Origin of the sequence: Streptomyces zingiberis (assembly GCF_012034935.1) — a bacterium.
GTDB lineage: Bacteria > Actinomycetota > Actinomycetes > Streptomycetales > Streptomycetaceae > Streptomyces > Streptomyces zingiberis.
Window position 1 is genome coordinate 100,374 of record NZ_JAATEN010000004.1, and the last position, 19,598, is coordinate 119,971.

The window sequence follows — 19,598 nt, forward strand, 5'->3', positions numbered from 1 at the left end:
TGGGTGTTCCGTCGCGCTGCTCACCGGCCCGAGTTCGAGACGCGGTGCTCGAGTTCGGTGCCCATCCACACCGGTTTCTCCGGGGCCCAGCCGTGGCCGGCGCGTACCACCCGGTCGACCCAGGCGCCGGACTCGTCGAGTCCCTTGATCGCCTTACGGGAGATCGACGGGAGGAGCCGTCCGCCCTCCTTGACGGTGTCGCCGCCGACGAGCACCGTGTCGATGTCGGCGACGGTCACATGCATGACGATGGCGTTGACCGGATCGACGACCGGGTGCAGCCGCGGCGTGTCCGCCCGGATCAGCAGGAGGTCGGCGGCCTTGCCCACCTCGATCGAGCCGCAGACGTCGCCGAGTCCGAGGCCCCGGGCGCCGCCCAGAGTCGCGAAGTGCAGGACGTCCTCCGTCCGCAGCGCGACGTCCTGGAGCGCCGAGGTGCCCTCCGCCTCGATGACCGGCTGGTGGTAGCGGCCCCGCTCGCTGGCGAGGGCGATCCGCATGGCGGTGAAGAGGTCGGGCGAGTTGTTCGACTGGATGTCGGAGCCGAGCCCTGTCGTCACCCCGGCCCGGTCCGCGGCGCGCAGGACCGTGTAACCCAGCCCCATGCCCACCTCGGTCTCCGGTGTCGAGGAGACGGCGCAGCCGGTGTCGGCGAGAATCTTGAGATCGTCGGCGTCGGCACAGTTGCAGTGCGAGTGGAGCTGCTTCTCCCACAGGAGCCCGGCCTCGTGCCACTGCCGGATGTCGGACCGGTGGCCCGGCCGCCACCGCGTGTTCGTGTGCGGGTGGACCAGGCCGTCCAGCTCCTGGCCCATCCGGATCTCCTGGGCGATCCGCTCGAACGGGACGCGCGCCATCTCGTGCGGGGACACCCCGAAGCGGACGCGGTCGCCGTCACCGCCGAAGTACGTGGACCGGATCCGGCGGGCGTCGTCGTAGCGCTGTTCGGGCCTGGTGAACCAGGGGTCGTCGACGGGCTGGTGGTAGAACCCGTAGCACCAGACGGCGCGGATGCCCGAGTCCTTGATGGCGGTGATGCCCGCGTCGGCGTGTTCGGGGGTCACGATGCAGTGGGAGAAGTCCACCGTGCAGGTGGTTCCGGCGTCCAGCAGGCCCGCGGCGGCGCCGTAGGTGCCGTTGTAGACGTCGACGGCCCGATGGCTTCCCGAGTGGTTGCGCCGGATCGTCCAGAAGTAGTCGTCAAGGGTGAAGTCGGAGGTGAGGGCCCGCATCGTCGCCTGCCAGAGGTGGTGATGCGTGTCCACGAGGCCCGGGATGATCCAGGCCCAGGAGACGTCCCGCACCTCCGCTCCGTCCCGCGCGAGATCGTTCCCGATCCCGGTGATGACACCGTCGGTGATCTTGAGGTCGACCTTCTGGAACTGCCGGAGCCGAGGGTCGCCGACGACGGCATGCGCGCCCGCGAGGATGTAGGTGCTCAAGGTCTGTGCCTTTCAGGGGTGCGTGCGGTCCCGGGTGCGGGAGGACGCCGCCACGGGACCGCGGGGGCGGGCGCGGCGAGCCGGGAGGAGATGGTCCCGAGGGGGCCACCGTCGAGAAGGACGTGATCGCCGGCCTGGAGCCAGCCGCTGAAGCCCGGTGCGGCCGAGCCCTCCAGCAGACAGCCTCCGGGGATGGTTCCCGACGCGATGAGGTCTCCCGGGCGGACCTCCGCGCCGGACGAGGCGTAGGCGACGAGTTCCTCGAACGACCAGTCCATGCCGGTGAACGGTTTCGCCAGCACCGTCTCGCCGTTGACCTGGACGGAGACCTCGAAGGAGAAGCCATCGGCGCGCCGGTACGGCTCCGCTTCCGGTGCGGACAGGATCCACGGCCCGAGGGAGACCGCGGCGTCCTTCCCCTTGCCCTGGCCGATCTGCATGACGCGTTCCTCGGCCTGGATGTCCCGTGCGCTCCAGTCGCAGTACAGGACGTATCCGCCGATGCACGCGGTGGCCTCGGCCACGGTGAGGTTGGCGCCACCGGAGGTGAGCACCGCGGCGATCTCGAACTCGAAGTCGAACGCGGCGCTGCCGGGCGGGAGCGCCACCGGCGCGTCCCAGGGGTGCAGCGAGGCCGGATTCGCGAAGTAGAAAGCCGGCCGGTCGAACCACGGCGGGGGCAGCTCGTCGAACACACCGCGGGCTCTGCGGCAGTTCCGTACATGATCGAGGAACCCCACGCAGTCGCGCAGGCTCGCCGTCCAGTCGACCGGGAGCTCCGGGTGGAACCCGATCGTCCGGTGAGCGGCCGAGGCATCCGTGGCGAGTGCCTCGAGCACGCCCGGCGCACCGTCGGTCAGGCGCAGCCGGTCGCCGGCCACATGGCCTGCCACCGGCCCGTCAACGCTGTTCGTCCGTCCGACCGGCACCTGGCCATCTCCTTACACTCGAACTACTCATTACACTGAAGTGTAGTGAGTTTGAGTTCCCTGTATCACACTGTCAAGAGGGTGGACTCAGGCAGTTCGCGACGGGTCTCCGGGCGCCGCCGGCGCCGGGCGCCCGATCGTCAGTACGGGGCCGCCCGGATCGGCGAAGAAGTCGGTCCCCTTGTCGTCGACCACGATGAACGCGGGGAAGTCCACGACCTCGGCCAGCTGGACGGCCTCCATGCCCAGCTCCCCGTACTCCAGCGTCCGCAGGGACACGATGCAGTCCTGGGCGATGCGGGCGGCCGGCCCCCCGATGGTGCCGAGGTAGAACCCCCCGTGGCGCTCGCACGCGCGGGTGACCGCCGCCGACCGGTTCCCCTTGGCCAGCATCACGAGGGATCCTCCGGCCGCCTGGAACTGTTCGACGTACGCGTCCATGCGTCCGGCCGTCGTCGGCCCGAACGAGCCGGACGGCATGCCCTCGGGGGTTTTCGCGGGGCCGGCGTAGTACACCGGATGGTCACGCAGATACGCCGGCATGGCCTCCCCGCCGTCGAGCCGCTTCTTGATCTCCGCGTGTGCGAGGTCGCGCGCGACGACGAGCGGCCCCGAGAGGGAGAGCCGCGTCCCGACCGGATACCGGGAGAGTTCCTGCCGGATCTCACGCATCGGCCGCGCCAGGTCGACGGGGACCGCGTCCCCGGCGAGGCGCGCCGTCTCGTCGGGGAGGAACCGCGCCGGGTCGGGCTCGAGCCGCTCGAGGAAGACGCCGTCCGCCGTGATCTTGGCCAGCACCTGCCGGTCGGCGGAGCACGACACGGCGATCGCCACGGGGCAGGATCCCGCGTGCCGGGGGAGGCGGACGACCCGCACGTCGTGGCAGAAGTACTTGCCCCCGAACTGGGCCCCGAGCCCCAGCTCGCGGGTGATCTCCAGTACCTCGCGTTCGAGTTCCACGTCGCGGAATCCCCGCCCGGAGAGGTCACCCCGCACTGGCAGGGAGTCGAGATAGTGTGCGGAGGCGAGCTTCGCCGTCTTCAGCGCCGCCTCCGCCGAGGTGCCTCCGATCACGACGGCCAGGTGGTAGGGCGGACACGCGGCGGTTCCCAGCGCTGCGATCTTCTCGCGCAGGAACGCCGGCAGGCTGTCGCGGTTCAGCAGTGCCTTTGTCTCCTGGTGGAGGAAGCTCTTGTTGGCGCTGCCGCCGCCCTTGGCCATGAAGAGGAACTCGTAGGCGTCCTGCCCCTCGGCGAGGATCTCGATCTGGGCGGGCAGATTGGTCCCGGTGTTGCGTTCGTCGTACATGGTCAGCGGGGCGAGCTGCGAGTGGCGGAGGTTGAGCCGGTCGTAGGCGCGGGCGACGCCGAGGGAGAGGTGGGCGGCGTCGTCTCCGTCGGTGAGCACCCGCAGACCGCGCTTCGCCATGATCAGCGCGGTCCCGGTGTCCTGGCACATGGGGAGGGTGCCGCCCGAGGCGACGGCCGCGTTGCGCAGCAGGTCGGTGGCCACGTAGCGGTCGTTGGGACTGGCCTCCGGATCGTCGACGACGGCCCGCAGCTGCCGCAGGTGCGAGGTCCTCAGCAGGTGCGCCATGTCGCCGAAGGCCCGTTCGGCCAGTGCCACGAGTGTCTCACCGGGCACGGTCAGGAAGGTGCGGCCGAGTGCCTCGGCCCGCGACGGCGCGGGCAGGTCGAGGCGGAGGTACTCGCACGCGTCCGGACCGCGTTGGAGGATCGGCGCGTAGGTGAACTCATCCACGGGTGTTCCCCTCCGTGAAGCGGCGGCTCCGGTCGAGGACGCGGTTCGCCCGGGCGACGACGGGCGCGTCGGTCATCCGGCCGTCCACCACGAACACGCCGCCGCCCGCGCGGCCGGTGACCTCGCGGGCCCAGGTGATCTCCGCGGCCGTCGGCGTCATGACGTCGTTGACCACCGGCACCTGGAGGGGGTGGACGCAGAGTTTCGCGTACAGGCCCAACCGCCTCGCCCGCCGGCTGTCGCCGCGGACCCTGACCGGATCGCGCAGGTCGGTGGTCACCCCGTCGACGGGGCCGGGGAGCCCCGCCGCCGCCGACGCGAGCACCAGGCGGGAGCGCGCGTACCGCAGCGCCTCCTCGTCGTCGGGTTCCACGCCCAGCTCCGTGGCCAGGTCGACGGTGCCCAGCGCCGCGCGCACCACCCCCTCGGCCCGGCACAGCGACTCGGCGTTCACCAGGCCGGCCGCGGTTTCGACCAGCGGGATGACGGGGACCGGGCAGCGCGCCTCCGCGTGCACGCGTCCGATGCCGGCCGGGCTCTCGCACTTGGGCAGCACCACCGCGGCCGCAAGCCCGGCGACGGCGCCGATGTCCGCGCCGAACCCCTCGGTGCCGGCCGGGTTCACCCGCACCACGGCCGGGCCGCCCCGGCCGAGCCAGGCGCGGGCCGCCTCCCGGGCCGCCGTCTTCCGCTCCGGTGCGACCGCGTCCTCGAGGTCGATGACGACGGCGTCCGCACCGGAGTCCACCGCGCGGTCGAAGAGCTCCGGGCGGTCGCCGGGGACGAACAGCAGAGAGCGGGCATGGGAGAGTGCATCCAGATCGAGTTTCATGCATTATCCTTTCTTTCATGCATGATACTTCCGGATCGGCTCTCCCGGTCGCCCCGTACCGGCGCGACCTCCCGTTGCGCGGCGTCACGGTCGTCTCCTGCGAACAGGCGGTCGCCGCCCCGTTCGCGACCCGGCACCTCGCTGACCTGGGGGCCCGGGTCATCAAGATCGAACGCCCCGGCCGGGGTGACTTCGCCCGCGACTACGACGAGACCGTGCGAGGGATGTCGAGCCACTTCGTCTGGCTGAACCGGTCCAAGGAGAGCGTGGCGCTGGACCTGAAGGACCCCGGATCACGCGAGGTCATGACCGCCCTGCTGGAGCGGGCCGACGTGTTCGTGCAGAACCTGGCGCCCGGCGCGGCCGGCCGCCTGGGCCTCGGCGCGGCGGACCTGCGCGCCCGGTGGCCGCGGTTGATCACCTGTTCCGTCAGCGGGTACGGAACGGCCGGCCCCCTGCGGGACGCCAAGGCGTACGACCTGCTGATCCAGTCGGAGACGGGTCTGGTGTCGATCACCGGGACCCAGGACGAACCGGCCAAGGCCGGCATCCCCGCCGCGGACATCGCCGCCGGCATGTACGCCTTCTCCGGCATCCTGGCCGCGCTCTACGACCGCCGCCACACCGGCGTCGGCACCGCGCTGGACGTCAGTCTCTTCGACGCCCTCATCGAGTGGATGGGGTATCCGCTGTACTACGCCGGCCACGGTGGGGACGCGCCGCAGCGCACCGGCACGAGCCATGCGGCGATCGCTCCCTACGGCACGTTCCGGGCCGGCGACGGGACGGACGTCGTGCTGTCGGTCCAGAACGAGCGCGAGTGGGAGGCGTTCTGCTCGATCGTGCTCGAGGACTCCGGGACGGCCGCCGACCCCCGGTTCGCCACCGGAGCGCTGAGGGTGCGCAACCGCGGCGAGCTCGACGCCCTGATCCAGGACCGCCTCACGGTGCTCACCGGTGAGCAGTTCCAGGCGCGGCTGGAGCGGGCGGCGATCGCCCACGCGCGCCGGCGCGACCTCCACGACGTGCTGGGCCACCCTCAGTTGAGCGAGCGGGACCGCTGGCGTGAGGTCGACTCCCCGGCCGGCCGCATCCGGGCGACGCTGCCCCCGATCGGCATGGAGGGTGTCGAGCCGCGGATGGACCGGATTCCCGCGGTCGGCGAGCACACCGACACCGTCCTGGCCGAGCTGGGGCTCACCCTCCGGCGTTCATGATCGCCGGGGCGCCGGGGGGTGGACGGGGCCGCCGCCGCTACGATGATGCCCGGTGTGCCGAGCCGTGAAGGATACGACGTGCGACCACAGCAGCCGCTGGGTACCAAGCGGGACCAGATCGTCGAGGACCTGCGCCGGCTGATCCTCTCCGGTGAGATCCGCCGCGGCGAGCGGCTCCGTCAGGACGCGCTGGCCGAGCGGTTCCGGACGAGTATCACGCCCGTGCGGGAAGCGTTCAGCATCCTGGAATCCGACGGGCTGGTCGTCTCGGAGCCGCACCGCGGCGTGCGGGTCGCGGCGGTCGACCTCGCCCGGGTGGAGACCGTCTACGTGCTGCGCCGGCTCGCCGAGCCCTATGCGATGCGCCGGGCGACGGTGCGGGTGTCGGCGCTGGACATCCGCACCGCCGAGACGCTCGTCGACTCCATCGAACGGGCGGGAGCGGTGCCCGACGCGGAGGAGGTCCGCCGGCTCAACCGGGAGTTCCACTTCCTCTTCTACGAGCGCTGCGGCATCCCTGGGCTGGCCGACCACATCGCCTCACTGTGGACCTCGTTCCCCTGGGATGTGCTGCTGGGGTCGCCCGAGCGGCTCCGTGCCTCGGAGCGCGAGCACCGGGAGATCCTGCGTGCTGTCCGGTCGGGTGATCCCGACGCGGTGGCGGCGTCGGTCGAGACGCATCTCAGGGAAGGTTTCCTGGCGGTGACCGCGCGGCTGGGCGGCGACGGCACCACCGATCCGTTCGACGACGGCCTCGGCTGACCCGTCAGCCCTGTCGCTCGAGGAGGCCGTCGAAGGTCAGGTCGAGCAGCTGGGTGTACGCCTCGGCGAGGTCGAACGGTGCCTCCTGGTCGGAGCCGCCGATCCACTCGTACAGAATTCCGAAGTAGCCGCTGTAGAGGATCGTGGCCACGCGTGCCGGGTCCGTCCCGGGGCGGAGCTCGCCGCGTTCCTTCGCCCGGGCGGCGATACCCCGGAACACTTCGACCAGGAGGTGCGGGTCGACGTCGAACGGGCCTCCGGACTCGCGCCAGCCCTTCAGCATGCGGATCACCAGCGGGCGTTGCGCCTGGTTGATCGTCACCAGGGCATGGAAGTAGTGGCGCAGAACATCCTCGAAGGAATGCCCCGCCACCACCTCCTCGGACACCTCGCGCCGGACGAACAGACGGCGCCGCCGTCCCCACTCCGAGATGAAGTCCCGTTTGCGGGGGAAATGGTTGTAGGCGGTCTTACGTGCGACGTCGGCCCGCTCGGCGATCTCGTCGACCGAGGTCTCCAGGAAGTCGGACTCGAGGAAGAGCTCGCAAGCGGCGTCGTAGAGGCGATCGTGCACGTCCTGCCAGCGCCGCTGGCGGCGGCCGTTGGCCGGCGCGGCTTGCTCAACGCTCATACCCGTCTCCGTGTCGTCGCTCACGCGGTCATGATAACTACACTACAGTGTAATTTCATCGGCCCCTTCGAGGGCCGCCGGAATCGGCCAACTGATCGTGCCGTCAGGGTGGTTGGGTTCCGGAGCGCTGGGGGCCGGACCGCTGCCGATAGCGTTCCCCGGCCGTCCGGCGGGCACCCGAACGCCTTCGGGCCGGCCCTTACGGGCCCCGGCGCTCACCGTCCGGCGCGGCTGGTGCGGGCCGGTGCGGCCGGGGTGGTCCCGGGCACCGGCCCGCGGACCCGGGCCGCCCGGCGGGGGTGGAAGGGCGGCCCGGGCGTCTGAGGGGCTGACCGCGGCGGGTGGCGGCCGGCCGGGTGACGGCGCGGCGGGCCGGGGCCCGGGTGGCCTCGCGGTGCGCCGGTCCGCCGGGGCTCAGCCGGGCACGGCCGCCGGTGGCCGGGAGGCGCGCCACCGCCGGTACGGCAGCCACGGCGGGAGTTCCCGGCCCGGGGGCACCGAGAGCGCCGCCTCGTAGTCCTCCCGGCCGATCTCCGCGGTGGCCAGCAGGGTGTCCCGGTCGGTGAGCGGCAGCGCGGCGAGGATCCGGTGCCGGACGTGGTCCAGGTCGACCAGGCCGTCGAAAGCGGCGGGCCGCGGGACGGCCGGTCCCTCCGGGCGCAGCCGGGAGGGCGCCACCGTGCCGGACACCAGCCGCCAGTAGGCGGCGAACCGGGTGTGCGGGTCGGGCAGCGTGCCCGCGGCGAGTCCCATGCGGACGGTCTCCAGCCAGCAGTCCAGGTGGGCGCGTTCCCCGGCGCGCGCCGCGGAGCCCGCCGCGGTCCGCTCGCACCAGGCGGCCCGCCCGGCGGCGTCCGGCAGCTCGGCCCGCCCGCCGAGGACGGCCAGCACCCAGCCGGCGACGGCCTCGACGTAGGGGCAGGCGGCACCGAACCCCTCGGCGCCGGCGGGGACGCCGATGACGGCGAGGGTCGGGTCGCGGCGGTGGACGTGGTGGCCGTAGAGGTCCTCCGGCCGGAAGTCCTCGATGAAGCCGTGGTCCGGGGCGGCGTACCCCAGGCAGAGCACCACGTCGTCGTAGGAGCGCTCCGTCCGGGTGGTGCCGTCGGTCAGCACCGCCGCGCCGTCCGGGGTGAACCCCCCGAACGCGGGACGCGGCCGGATCCGGCCCCGGTAGACCCGGGGGATCACCTTGTCGTTGATGTGGACGGCGCCGTGGAAGCCCTTCCGGGGCAGCAGGCCCGTCTCCCGGTACATCGCCATGTACTCGGGCAGCAGGTCGCCCAGCCACTCCAGGTAGTCACGGTAGGGCAGCTCCTCCAGGGCGATCCGCCCCGCGTACGAGAAGAGCGCGTCGTTGTAGACACCGCCGCAGTCCCGGGGCAGGAAGAGCGGCCTGGTCCGGAGCGACCAGTCCACGCGGGCCCCGGCGTCGGAGAGTTCGGCAGCGATGTCCGCGCCGCTGACCCCGCCGCCCACCACCAGCGTCCGCCGCCCGGCGAAGCCCTCCGGGCCCCGGTAGGACTTCGCCGTCCACACCCGCACCGCGGCGCCGGGACCCGGCATCCGGTCCGGCAGCCGCGGTTCCCACAGCTCGCCGACGGCGACCAGCACCGCGTCGAACTCCTCGGTGGCCGGGGCGTGCCCGTCCCGTTCGGCGGTCACCCGCCAGCCGCCCCCGGCCCGCCGGGCCACCCGCGCCACGCGGTGGCCGAAACGGCAGCGGGCCAGGACCCCGAACCGCTCGGCGTACGCCCGCAGATAGGCGTGGACCTGCGGCAGGGTGGGGAAGTCGGCCACCCGTTCCGGCGGGAAGTCGGAGAAGGGGAGGCTCATCCGCGAGTGCTGCATCCGTACGCCCGGGTAGGCGCCGCCGGACCCCGGATCCCAGACGCCGCCCACGTCGGCGTTGCGCTCGTACACCACGACCTCGTGGCCCTCGGCGAGCGCCTGTTTGGCGGAGGTGAGGCCGGCCGGCCCGGCGCCGATGACCGCGATCCGCGCACTCCTCCCGGCTCGGGGGAGGAGCGCGGAGCGGCGCGGGGCCGTCCGGGGCCCGGCCCCGGCGTCACCCGGTTGCGGTACCGGTGGTGGTCCCCCGGGAAGGGACAGGCCGGCGGACGGCGGGGGTGACGGGGCGGGTGGCGGTGCGGCGGGTGGCATGGGCGTGCTTTCTCCGGTCTGCCGTCGGATGGACGGGTCGAAGCCGTCGGCCGGCTCCGGCGGTACCCCGCCTCGCGGTCCCCCGGTCGCGACGCCGACGGGGTGCCGGGCGTCGTGGAACCGGCGGACGGCGGGGGCCGGTGACGGTGGTGCCGGCGCGGGCCCGCATCTCCCCGAACGGCATCCCCGCGACGGCGCCGGGCCGCCCCTTCCCCCGAACCCGGCGGCAGGGGTGGATGCAGCCCCCGCTCCGGGCGGGTCGGGCCGCGCACGGCGCCGGGCCGAGAGCGGCCGTCGGCGGCCACCTCGGCCCGCAGCCCCTGTGAGGTCCCCCGGGCGGGCGGCGGGACCGGCGGCCGGTGGGGCCCGCCGAACGAGGCCGGGCTTCCGCACCCTCCGCGCCGTTCCCCGCGCCGGGCCCCCGTCGGGCCGGTCCCCGGCGGCGCCGTCGCCGCCGGGGTGCCCGGTCTGCCGCCGGCGCCGCCGCTCGTGCCGTTCACGCGTCCCCCGTTCGTGCGGCGCGCCTGCCGGGGCCGGACCCGCCGCGATGGACCGGCGGATCAGATGGCCTGCTCCGCGGGCAGGTCGTTGCGGAGCGCGACACCCCCGTACCACAGGGCGCTGTCCTTGGGGATGCGCAGCTGGGTGTCGAAGTCGACGTGGACGATGCCGAACCGCTTGGCGTATCCCTCGGCCCACTCGAAGTTGTCCAGCAGCGACCAGAGGAAGTAGCCGCGCACGTCCACACCGGAGGCGATGGCCTGCTGGACGGCGCGCAGGTGGCCGTCGACGTAGGCGATGCGGGCCTGGTCGTGGACCTTGCCGTCGGGCGAGACGACGTCGTCGAAGGCGGCGCCGTTCTCGGTGATCAGCATCTTGAGGCCGGGGTAGTCCCGGTTGATCCGCTCCAGCTGGGTGCGGAGCCCCTGGGCGTCGATCTCCCAGCCGATGTCGGTCAGCGGCCGGCCGCAGGAGAGGAAGCGCACGTCCTGCGCGCCGGGCCAGCAGGACGGCCCGTCGGCGGCCTCGCCACCGCCCGCGACGTGGTACGAGGTGTAGTAGTTGACGCCCAGGAAGTCGATGGGGGCGCCGATGAGCGCCTCGTCGCCCTGCTGGATGTGGCCGGTGCCGCAGACCCGCTCGACGTGGGCCAGGATGTCGGCCGGGTAGCGCGCCTGCATCACCGGGTCGAGGAAGATGCGGTTCTGGAGGATGTCGATGCGGTGGGCCGCGTCGAGGTCCGCGGGGTCCTCCGAGGCGGCGGACACCGGGTAGAAGTTGAGGGTGGTGCCGATCTCGATCTCGCCCGGGGCCGCGGCGCGCAGCGCCGGGACGGCCAGCCCGTGCGCCAGCAGCAGGTGGTGGGCGGCGACCAGGGAGCCGGGTGGGTCCTGCACCCCCGGTGCGTGCTTGCCCTCGCCGTAGCCGAGGAAGGCGGCGCACCAGGGCTCGTTGAGCGTGGTCCACAGCCGGACCCGGTCGCCGAGCGCCTCGCGGACGGCCCCCGCGTACTCGGCGAACCGGTACGCGGTGTCCCGGTCCAGCCAGCCGCCCCGGTCCTGGAGGGCCTGCGGGAGGTCCCAGTGGTAGAGGGTGACCGCGGGCTCGATGCCGCGTTCCAGCAGCGAGTCGACCAGGCGCCGGTAGAAGTCGAGGCCGCGCTGGTTGGCGGGGCCGCTGCCGTCCGCCTGGATGCGCGGCCAGGAGACGGAGAACCGGTACGCGCCGAGCCCCAGCTCGGACATGAGCGCGACGTCCTCCGGGTAGCGGTGGTAGTGGTCCGCGGCCACGTCCCCGGTGTCACCTCCGGCGACCCGTCCGGGGGTGTGCGCGAAGGTGTCCCAGATGGACTGTCCGCGGCCGTCCGCGTCCGCGGCGCCCTCGATCTGGTAGGCGGAGGTCGCCACACCCCAGAGGAAGCCGGTCGGGAAGGCGGCGGCCTGAGGCGCGGCCTCAGTCACCACAGCCGTCTGTTCATCCTGCATTGTCACGTCGGGACCTCATCAACAGCGGTCGAATACGGCTCGCAGCGCGCCTGCGAGGTGTGGGAGCGCTCCCAAATCCGAGCGGGGAAAGGCAGGCTCGCGGGCCGCGTGCATGGGCGGATGGACGAGGAGGGGATCGGCCTTCTGGGAGCGCTCCCATAAATGTGGCGGAGCCGATAGCCGGTGTCAAGATTTCACCGCCCCCCGCTTCGGTCCGCCCACGGGTCCCGGACCCCCGCCGCCGGCCCGGACGTACCGCACACGACCTGGGGCGATGGACATGCCGTCCGGTGTCTGCCGGCCGCCCGGGCGGGGGAGATGCCCCGTGGACCGGTGGCGGGGGAGGGGACCAGTGGCCCCGTGCGCCCCTCGGGCATCACCGGTCTCTTCGGCCCCGAACGGCTCGCAGGGGGCACCGTTCGATTCCAGCCGCGCCACGGGCGCCGCCCCGCGCGCGCGTGTTCAACATGTGAACGGGCTCCACCGGGGGCGCGGGTGGCCGCCGCCCGGCCGCCGGGGTGGCGGCCGGGCCGTCCGCCGGGCTGCGCCCTGGGACCGTGCCCCAGCGGTCCCGGCGCGCAGCCCCGCACCGCCCGGCGGGCCCGCGCCCCGCGGGCCGGGGGAGTGGGTCCGGCGGGCGCGGCCCCTTTCCGGCCGGTCAGGCGGACTCCCGCAGCACCAGCCGGGTATCCAGGACGACATGGCGCCTGACCGGGGACGGCGCGCCGATCTCCGCCAGCAGCACCCGCGCCATCGCCCGTCCCATCTCCTCCACCGGCTGCCGCACGGTCGTCAGCGCGGGGTCGGTGTGCCGGGCGATGGCCGAGTCGTCGAACCCGACGAGCGCCACGTCCTCCGGCACCCGCCGGCCCGCGGCGCGCAGGGCCGCCAGTGCGCCGGCGGCCATCACGTCCGACGCGGCGAAGACGGCGTCCAGGCCGGGCTCGCGCTCCAGCAGCCCGGCCATGGCGCGGCGCCCCCCGTCCTCGGTGAAGTCCGCGTGGGCCACGAGCCGGTCCGCCCGGGCGACCCCGGCGCGCTCCAGCGCCTGGTGGAACCCGTCGAGCCGGCAGCGGGCCACGTGCATGTCCAGGGCGCCGGTGATGGTGGCGACGCGCCGCCGTCCGGTGGCCAGCAGGTGCGCGACGGCCGTACGCGCCCCGCCCACGTTGTCGGAGTCGACGTAGGACACCGGCTCGAGGTCCGAGCGTCGCCCGCTCAGCACGGCCGGGACGCCCAGCTCCGCCAGCAGGTCCGGCAGCGGGTCGTGCGCGTGCACGGAGACGACGAGGACGCCGTCCACCCGCTGGGCCCGCAGGTACTGGGCGAAACGCTGCCGCTCCTCGGCGGTGCGGATCAGGGTCAGCAGCAGTTGCAGGTCGGTGCCGGCGAGTTCGGCTCCCACGCCGCGCACGATGTCGGAGAAGTAGGGCTCGGCGAAGAGTCTGGTCTGCGCCTCCGGGACGACCAGGGCGATCGCGTCCGTCCGGTGCCCGGCCAGGGCGCGGGCGGCCCGGTTGGGCACGTAGCCGAGTTCGGCGACGGCCTCCTCGACCGCTGTCCTGGTCCGGTCGCTGACCCGCTGCGAGCCGTTGATGACCCGGGACGCCGTGCCCCGCCCCACCCCGGCCCGCGCCGCGACCTCCTCCAGCGTCGGCCGGAGGCCACGCCGTCCGTTCACCGCCATCCGGTCTCCCCACCGTCCCCGCCGGCGGTCCGGCCGTCCGGCCCCGGCGGACCCGCGGGGCGGGGTGAGGGGCGGCCCGGCGCGGCCCGCGTCCGGCCGCTCGTTCGGACCGGGCAGGGCCCGGTCCCGCCCCTTCCTGGGAGCGCTCCCATGCTATCCGGGCCGGTCCGGGCCGTGATCGGCGCCCCCGGCCCCGGCCCGGTCGTCATCGCGTGGCGCCCCCGGGGTCCGGCCCGCCGGGTCGACCGGCGTGCGCGTCGTCGATGCGGGAGCCGCGGAGTCGAGCCTCCCTTCGGGAAATGACGGGCTGTCGACCGCCGGCGCCCGATCCGCGCGGCCCCGCCGGTCCGGTGCGTCATCGGCCGGGCCCCGCCCCGCCTGCCCTGACGCCGCGCTCACGGGCACCCCTGGGGGCCGTCAGGACACATGCCGACAACGAAACCGTATTCACGCCTTGACACTTTCCCTCCGAGGGGGAAGCCTTCCCGCATGGCGCGGAGTGGGAGCGCTCCCACTCCCGGCCGGGTGGAGTCGGGCTTTCCGGGGGGAGGCCCGGCCCCGCCGAGCCCGGCACCACCACGGCCGCCGGCCCCACCCGGGCCCGGAAGCGGCCTGGTCACCCCCTCAACGGTCCGGATGGCCCACGCCCTTCCGGGAGTTGGTGACGGTCCCGCACCCGGCCCACGCGGCCGGTGCGGGCGGCCCGCGAGGTACACCCCGCCGGCTCCGCCGCCTCCGCCCCGGCCCGAGGGGCCGTGGCCGGGCCGGCCGCGGCGGAACGCGCCGGACCGGGACGGGACCCGGGCCCGGCCCTCCGTGGCGCCACCCAGAGATCCACCTGGACAAGGAGAGTGGAATGCGCACTTCCAGCAGGACTCGCGGCCGCGGTCGCAGAACCGCGATCACCGCGGTCGCCGGATTCGTCACCTGCGCGGCACTGGTCACCGGTTGCGGCGGGGACTCCGGCGGCGGGTCCGGCGGCGATGGCAAGATCGAGTTGCGCATCGGTACCTTCGGGTCGTTCGGTTACGACAACAAGACGGGGGCCGGCCTCTACGCCGAGTACGAGAAGCTCAACCCCAAGATCAAGATCGTCGAGAACAACGTCTCCGACGGCCAGAAGTACTGGGACACCCTGAAGCTCCGCCTCTCCCAGGGCAGCGGGCTCTCCGACATCCAGGCGATCGAGGTCGGCTACATCGCCGAGGCGACCAACCCGAACATGGCGGGCAAGTTCGTGGACCTCAGCTCCGCCGAGGGGGCCAGCACCGCCGAGTTCCTGGACTGGAAGATCAAGCAGTCCACCACGCCCGACAACAAGGTCGTCGCCCTCGGCACCGACATCGGCCCGATGGCGATCTGCTACCGCAAGGACCTCTTCGAGGAGGCCGGCCTGCCCACCGACCGCGAGGAGGTCGGCAAGCTGTGGGAGGGCGACTGGGCGAAGTTCATCGAGGTGGGCCAGGACTACAAGGCCTCCGCCCCGGCGGGCACCGCCTTCCACGACTCCGCCAGCGGCCTGTTCAACGCCGTCATCTCCAGCTCGCCGGAGCAGTACTCCAACTCCCGTGGCCAGCTCGACTGGGAGAACAGCAGCGGCGTGGAGAAGGGCTGGGACCTGGCCGTCGAGGCGGCCCAGGACGGCCTCACCGCCAAGCTGCGCCAGTTCGACGAGAAGGGCACCTGGAACGCGGCGTTCAAGAACTCCAAGTTCGCCACGGTCGTCTGCCCGAGCTGGATGACCAACATCATCAAGGACCAGGCCGGCCCCGACAACCAGGGCAAGTGGGACATCGCCGCCCCGCCGGTCGGTGCCAACTGGGGCGGGTCCTTCCTCTCCGTGCCGAAGGCCGGCAAGCACACCGAGGAGGCAGCCAAGCTCGCCGCCTGGCTGACCGCCCCGGAGCAGCAGGCCAAGGTGTTCGCCAAGGCCGGCCTGATGCCGTCCACCACCAAGGCGATGGAGTCCGAGGAGGTCACCACCGCGAAGATGGACTACTTCGGTGACACCCCGGTGGGCCAGATCTACTCCGAGGCCGCGCAGAAGATCGAGCCGGCGCCGATCGGCCGGTACGACGGCCAGGTGAAGACCTTCATCACCGACAACGGCATCCTCGACATCGAGCAGCGCGGCACCGACCCGGACCAGGCCTGGGAGAACGTCAAGAAGCTGATCAAGGACAAGATCGATCAGTAGCGCCGTCGAGGGCCGCCCGCAGGCACCGGCCGCGGGCGGCCCTCCGCCTGAGCAACCGTCAGATCTCACCTGTTGAAGGGACGCCATTCGTGGCTACCTCCGTACGGGCGGCGGCGGACGGCAGTCCGCCTCCCGCGCCGCCCGCTCCCGGACCTCCCCGGCACCGCAAGACGCCCAGCGCCTGGCGCAGCAGGCTGTACCGGCTGGACGTCAAAGCGACGCCCTACACGTTCATCGCCCCGTTCTTCCTCACCTTCGCCGCCTTCGGCCTCTTCCCGCTGATCTACACCGGCTGGCTCTCCCTGCACCGGGTGGAGCTCGGCGGTGAGGCCGAGTGGCGTGGAGCGGAGAACTACACGGGGCTGGCCGACAGCGACTTCTTCTGGAACGCGCTGGCCAACACCTTCACCATCGGTGTCATCTCCACCGTCCCGCAGCTGCTGATGGCGCTCGGCCTGGCACACCTGCTCAACTACAAGCTCCGCGGCCGTGGTTTCTACCGGGTCGCGATCCTCGCGCCGTACGCGACCTCGATCGCCGCCGCCACGCTGGTCTTCGCGCAGCTGTTCAACACCGACTACGGCATGATCAACGGCTTCCTCGGCCTCTTCGGGATCGACCCGGTCAACTGGGAGACCGAGAAGTGGCCCGCGCAGATCGCCATCTCCACCATCGTCACCTGGCGCTGGACCGGCTACAACGCGCTGATCTACCTCGCTGCCATGCAGGCCGTGCCGAACGACCTCTACGAGGCCGCGGCGCTCGACGGCGCCTCCCGCTGGCGGCAGTTCATCTCCATCACCGTGCCGTCGATCCGGCCGACCATCCTCTTCACGGTCGTCGTCTCCACGATCGGCGCCACCCAGCTCTTCGGTGAGCCCCTGATCTTCGGCGGCAGCCTCGGCATCGGCGGCGGCAGCGCGAACCAGTACCAGACGCTGAGCCTGCTGATGTACGAGAAGGGCTGGGTCACCGGCGCCCTCGGCCAGGCGTCGGCCATCGCCTGGGTGATGCTCCTCCTCCTGCTGGCCGTCGGCGGCCTCCAGGCCCTCGTGGCGCGCCGGAACCGCAAGAAGCTGGGGATCTCCTCATGACACACGCCCTGACCAGGCCCCCGGCCCACGCCCCCGGGCAGCCGCTGCCTCCCCCGCGGCGCCGCGGCGGCAAGGCCGGCCGCGCCGGCGGCCAGCACCACGCCGGGCCGGTCACCTACATCGTGCTGGCCGTGGCGGCGTTCTTCTCGCTGTTCCCGCTGTACTGGAACTTCGTGGCCGCCTCGCACACCGGCGAGCGCGTCGTGACCGCGCCCTCCCCGCTGCTCCCGGGCGACCAGCTCTTCACCAATCTGGAGATCGCCTGGAACCAGGTCCAGATGGGCCAGGCGCTGATCAACACCACCATCGTGGCGGGCACCGTCGCGCTGAGCACGGTGCTCTTCGCGACCCTGGCCGGGTTCGCCTTCGCCAAGCTGCGGTTCCGGGGCCGGAACGCGCTGCTGGCCGTCGTCATCGCGACGATGACCGTACCGCCGCAGCTCAGCGTCATCCCGCTCTACCAGATCATCACCGACCTGGGCTGGGTCGACCAGCTCCAGTCGGTCATCCTGCCCTCCCTGGTGGCCGCGTTCGGCGTCTTCTTCATGCGCCAGTTCCTGCTGGAGGCGCTGCCGGTGGAGCTGGTGGAGGCCGCGCGGGTGGACGGGGCGAACAGCCTGCGGATCATCTGGCACGTGGTGTTCCCGGTGGCCCGGCCCGCCATGGCGGTTCTCGGCATGCTCATCTTCGTCCAGGCGTGGAACGACTTCTTCTGGCCGTTCATCGCGCTGACCCCGGACGGGAGCCCGACGCTCCAGGTGGCGCTCGCGGGGCTCGGAGCCGGCAACCACACCGTCAACCACGCGATCGTGCTGACCGGTGCGCTGATCGCGACGCTGCCCCTGCTCGCGGTCTTCGCCGTGCTGGGTAAGCACGTGGTGGGCGGCATCACCGCGGGAGCCGTCAAGGACTGACCGGCGCCCCGGCGGCGCACCACTGGGCCACCTGCCCGACCACCATCCCGACCAGCACTTCGAGCACCGCATCGAGCGGTGTGCGAGCGCCGGAGCCCCGCGGAGCCACCGCGCGGTGGCTCCGGCGCTGACGCCGTACCGCGCCTGACACGGCACCACGTCAGGCATCCGCACCCGGCCTCCGTCCGTACGCCCCGAACGGCCGTCGGCACCGCTGTGCCCGACCGGCCCGACCCGCTCGACCGGCCCGGCCCGCCCGGCCCGCCTGAGATCCGTCCGACCCGTCCGACCCGACTGCCCCGACTGCCCCGTCCGCCCTGCCGGAACTGCCGGACCCCTCGGCACCGTTCAGCACATCGGCACCATCAGCACCATCACCCCCACCGGCCCCGGACCGCCCGGTCCGCCGCACCGACCTCAAGGAGTGCCTCCCCCATGACCGCGCACGAAGTCCGGTCCGCCGCCTCGGCCCGCTCCTTCCCGCCGGGCTTCGTGTGGGGGGCGGCCACCGCCGCGTACCAGGTGGAGGGCGCCGCGGCCGAGGACGGGCGCACCCCGTCGATCTGGGACACCTTCAGCCGCACCCCCGGCAAGGTCTTCAGAGGCCACACCGGGGATGTGGCCGCCGACCACTACCACCGCATGCCGGAGGACGTCCGGCTGATGGCCGAACTCGGTGTGGACGCCTACCGGTTCTCCGTCTCCTGGCCCCGGGTCCAGCCCACCGGGCGGGGGCCGGCCGTCCAGCGCGGCCTGGACTTCTACCGCCGGCTCTGCGACGAACTGCTCAGCCACGGCATCCGGCCCGCCGTCACCCTCTACCACTGGGACCTGCCGCAGGACCTGGAGAACGTCGGCGGCTGGCCGCGGCGCGCCACCGCCGAGCGGTTCGGCGACTACGCCCAGCTCGTCGGGGAGGCGCTCGGCGACCGCGTGGAGCTGTGGACCACCCTCAACGAGCCCTGGTGCAGCGCCTTCCTGGGCTACGGTTCCGGCACCCACGCGCCCGGCCGCACCGACCCGGTGGCCGCGCTGCGCGCCGCGCACCACCTGAACCTGGGCCACGGGCGGGCCGCCGCCGTCCTGCGGGAGCTGCTGCCGCCGCGCGCCCAGGTGGGCGTCACCCTCAACCCGCATCTGGTGCGGCCGCTGTCGCCCACGCCGGAGGACGAGGACGCCGTCCGCCGCATCGACGCCGTCGGCAACCGCATCTTCACCGGCCCGATGCTGTCCGGCGGCTACCCGGAGGACCTGTTCGCCGACACCGCCCGGATCACCGACTGGTCCTTCGTCCGCGACGGCGACCTCGCGCTCATCGGGCAGCCGCTGGACACCCTCGGCATCCACTACTCCACCTCGCGGGTGGTCTCCGCCGCCCGCTCCCGGAGCGGTGAGCCGCGCGTCTCCCGCCCCGCCTCGCCGTGGCCGGGCGCGGAGGGCGTCGTCTTCCACCAGCCCTCCGGCGAGCGCACCGCGATGGGCTGGCCCGTCGACCCCACCGGCCTGTACCACCTGCTGATGCGCTGCACGGCGGACTTCCCCGGCCTGCCGCTGGTCATCGCCGAGAACGGCGCGGCGTACGACGACCGGCCCGGCCCCGACGGCACCGTCCACGACCCGGACCGGATCGCCTACCTCCACCGCCACCTGGAGGCCGTGCTGTCCGCGCTGGCCGACGGGGCCGACGTGCGCGGCTACTACCTGTGGTCGCTGCTGGACAACTTCGAGTGGACCTACGGCTACGGCAAGCGCGTCGGCGCCATCTACATCGACCACGAGACGCAGGCCCGCATCCCCAAGTCCAGCGCCCGCTGGTACGCGGAGGTGGCCCGCACCGGCCGCCTTCCCGTCGGGGCGCCCCCACCGCCCGGGCCGCCCCCCGCCCCGCCCCCCACCGGCCGGGCGCCCGCCGCCCGGCGCGGCCGGACCGCCGGTCGCGAGACCCTCCCGCACGACCGCGAGACCCTCCCGCACGACTGAGAGG

At 73.2% G+C, this 19,598-nt stretch carries 14 protein-coding genes; 6 read left to right on the plus strand and 8 right to left on the minus strand.

Translation table 11 applies throughout. The features are described 5' to 3' along the window. Window positions 1–20: 20 nt before the first annotated feature. From HCK00_RS06475 to HCK00_RS06490, 4 genes are all read right to left on the minus strand, one after another. Window positions 21–1,442, minus strand: coding sequence for an amidohydrolase family protein (locus HCK00_RS06475; protein WP_168100814.1), 1,422 nt, complete (start codon window positions 1,440–1,442; stop codon window positions 21–23). Next, the gene (locus HCK00_RS06480) at window positions 1,439–2,371 is read right to left on the minus strand and encodes a fumarylacetoacetate hydrolase family protein (protein ID WP_168100815.1); all 933 of its coding nucleotides are present in this window, start codon (window positions 2,369–2,371) and stop codon (window positions 1,439–1,441) included. The genes HCK00_RS06475 and HCK00_RS06480 overlap by 4 nt, the downstream gene beginning before the upstream one ends. 87 nt (window positions 2,372–2,458) lie before the next feature. Further along, window positions 2,459–4,132 carry a FumA C-terminus/TtdB family hydratase beta subunit gene (locus HCK00_RS06485; protein WP_168100816.1) on the minus strand — a complete coding sequence of 558 codons (1,674 nt, stop codon included), beginning with the start codon at window positions 4,130–4,132 and terminating at the stop codon, window positions 2,459–2,461. After that, complete coding sequence (locus tag HCK00_RS06490) at window positions 4,125–4,964, minus strand: HpcH/HpaI aldolase/citrate lyase family protein (RefSeq protein ID WP_168100817.1); 840 nt, start codon at window positions 4,962–4,964, stop codon at window positions 4,125–4,127. Before HCK00_RS06490 ends, HCK00_RS06485 begins: the two co-directional genes overlap by 8 nt. A gap of 17 nt (window positions 4,965–4,981) precedes the next feature. On the opposite strand from HCK00_RS06490, the gene HCK00_RS06495 reads away from it, so the two are divergent. Beyond that, entirely contained in the window at window positions 4,982–6,181 is a 1,200-nt protein-coding gene (locus HCK00_RS06495) for a CaiB/BaiF CoA transferase family protein (protein WP_168100818.1), read from the plus strand. Between the two features lie 78 nt (window positions 6,182–6,259). Then, window positions 6,260–6,943: a GntR family transcriptional regulator gene (locus HCK00_RS06500; protein ID WP_168100819.1), complete on the plus strand. Its 684-nt coding sequence runs from the start codon at window positions 6,260–6,262 to the stop codon at window positions 6,941–6,943. A 4-nt stretch (window positions 6,944–6,947) separates the two neighbouring features. Here the strand turns inward: HCK00_RS06500 and HCK00_RS06505 are convergent, their stop codons facing one another. The 4 genes from HCK00_RS06505 to HCK00_RS06520 form a co-directional block, all read right to left on the minus strand. Then, complete coding sequence (locus HCK00_RS06505; RefSeq protein ID WP_168100820.1) at window positions 6,948–7,574, minus strand: TetR/AcrR family transcriptional regulator; 627 nt, start codon at window positions 7,572–7,574, stop codon at window positions 6,948–6,950. A gap of 414 nt (window positions 7,575–7,988) precedes the next feature. Next, window positions 7,989–9,737: a flavin-containing monooxygenase gene (locus HCK00_RS06510; RefSeq protein ID WP_168100821.1), complete on the minus strand. Its 1,749-nt coding sequence runs from the start codon at window positions 9,735–9,737 to the stop codon at window positions 7,989–7,991. Window positions 9,738–10,297: 560 nt separating this feature from the next. Next, on the minus strand, window positions 10,298–11,722 hold the full coding sequence (locus tag HCK00_RS06515) for a GH1 family beta-glucosidase (RefSeq protein ID WP_168101036.1): 1,425 nt from the start codon (window positions 11,720–11,722) through the stop codon (window positions 10,298–10,300). Window positions 11,723–12,380: 658 nt separating this feature from the next. Next, a complete protein-coding gene (locus tag HCK00_RS06520) occupies window positions 12,381–13,409 on the minus strand; it encodes a LacI family DNA-binding transcriptional regulator (protein ID WP_168100822.1) in 1,029 nt (342 codons plus the stop codon). Window positions 13,410–14,265: 856 nt separating this feature from the next. Here HCK00_RS06520 and HCK00_RS06525 point away from each other — a divergent pair. The 4 genes from HCK00_RS06525 (at window position 14,266) to HCK00_RS06540 (ending at window position 19,594) form a co-directional block, all read left to right on the plus strand. After that, on the plus strand, window positions 14,266–15,606 hold the full coding sequence (locus HCK00_RS06525; protein WP_168100823.1) for an ABC transporter substrate-binding protein: 1,341 nt from the start codon (window positions 14,266–14,268) through the stop codon (window positions 15,604–15,606). Window positions 15,607–15,695: 89 nt separating this feature from the next. Further along, complete coding sequence (locus HCK00_RS06530; protein WP_168100824.1) at window positions 15,696–16,700, plus strand: carbohydrate ABC transporter permease; 1,005 nt, start codon at window positions 15,696–15,698, stop codon at window positions 16,698–16,700. Then, window positions 16,697–17,614 carry a carbohydrate ABC transporter permease gene (locus HCK00_RS06535; RefSeq protein WP_168100825.1) on the plus strand — a complete coding sequence of 306 codons (918 nt, stop codon included), beginning with the start codon at window positions 16,697–16,699 and terminating at the stop codon, window positions 17,612–17,614. Before HCK00_RS06530 ends, HCK00_RS06535 begins: the two co-directional genes overlap by 4 nt. A gap of 435 nt (window positions 17,615–18,049) precedes the next feature. After that, on the plus strand, window positions 18,050–19,594 hold the full coding sequence (locus tag HCK00_RS06540; RefSeq protein WP_168100826.1) for a GH1 family beta-glucosidase: 1,545 nt from the start codon (window positions 18,050–18,052) through the stop codon (window positions 19,592–19,594). Window positions 19,595–19,598 lie beyond the last annotated feature (4 nt).

Excerpts from the sequence above, each read along its gene's own strand:
- HCK00_RS06515 (WP_168101036.1), bottom strand. The coding sequence starts at position 11,722 with ATGCAGGATGAACAGACGGCTGTGGTGACTGAGGCCGCGCCTCAGGCC.
- HCK00_RS06540 (WP_168100826.1), top strand. The coding sequence starts at position 18,050 with ATGACCGCGCACGAAGTCCGGTCCGCCGCCTCGGCCCGCTCCTTCCCG.
- HCK00_RS06495 (WP_168100818.1), top strand. The coding sequence starts at position 4,982 with ATGCATGATACTTCCGGATCGGCTCTCCCGGTCGCCCCGTACCGGCGC.
- HCK00_RS06510 (WP_168100821.1), bottom strand. The coding sequence starts at position 9,737 with ATGCCACCCGCCGCACCGCCACCCGCCCCGTCACCCCCGCCGTCCGCC.
- HCK00_RS06520 (WP_168100822.1), bottom strand. The coding sequence starts at position 13,409 with ATGGCGGTGAACGGACGGCGTGGCCTCCGGCCGACGCTGGAGGAGGTC.
- HCK00_RS06535 (WP_168100825.1), top strand. The coding sequence starts at position 16,697 with ATGACACACGCCCTGACCAGGCCCCCGGCCCACGCCCCCGGGCAGCCG.
- HCK00_RS06490 (WP_168100817.1), bottom strand. The coding sequence starts at position 4,964 with ATGAAACTCGATCTGGATGCACTCTCCCATGCCCGCTCTCTGCTGTTC.
- HCK00_RS06505 (WP_168100820.1), bottom strand. The coding sequence starts at position 7,574 with ATGAGCGTTGAGCAAGCCGCGCCGGCCAACGGCCGCCGCCAGCGGCGC.
- HCK00_RS06525 (WP_168100823.1), top strand. The coding sequence starts at position 14,266 with ATGCGCACTTCCAGCAGGACTCGCGGCCGCGGTCGCAGAACCGCGATC.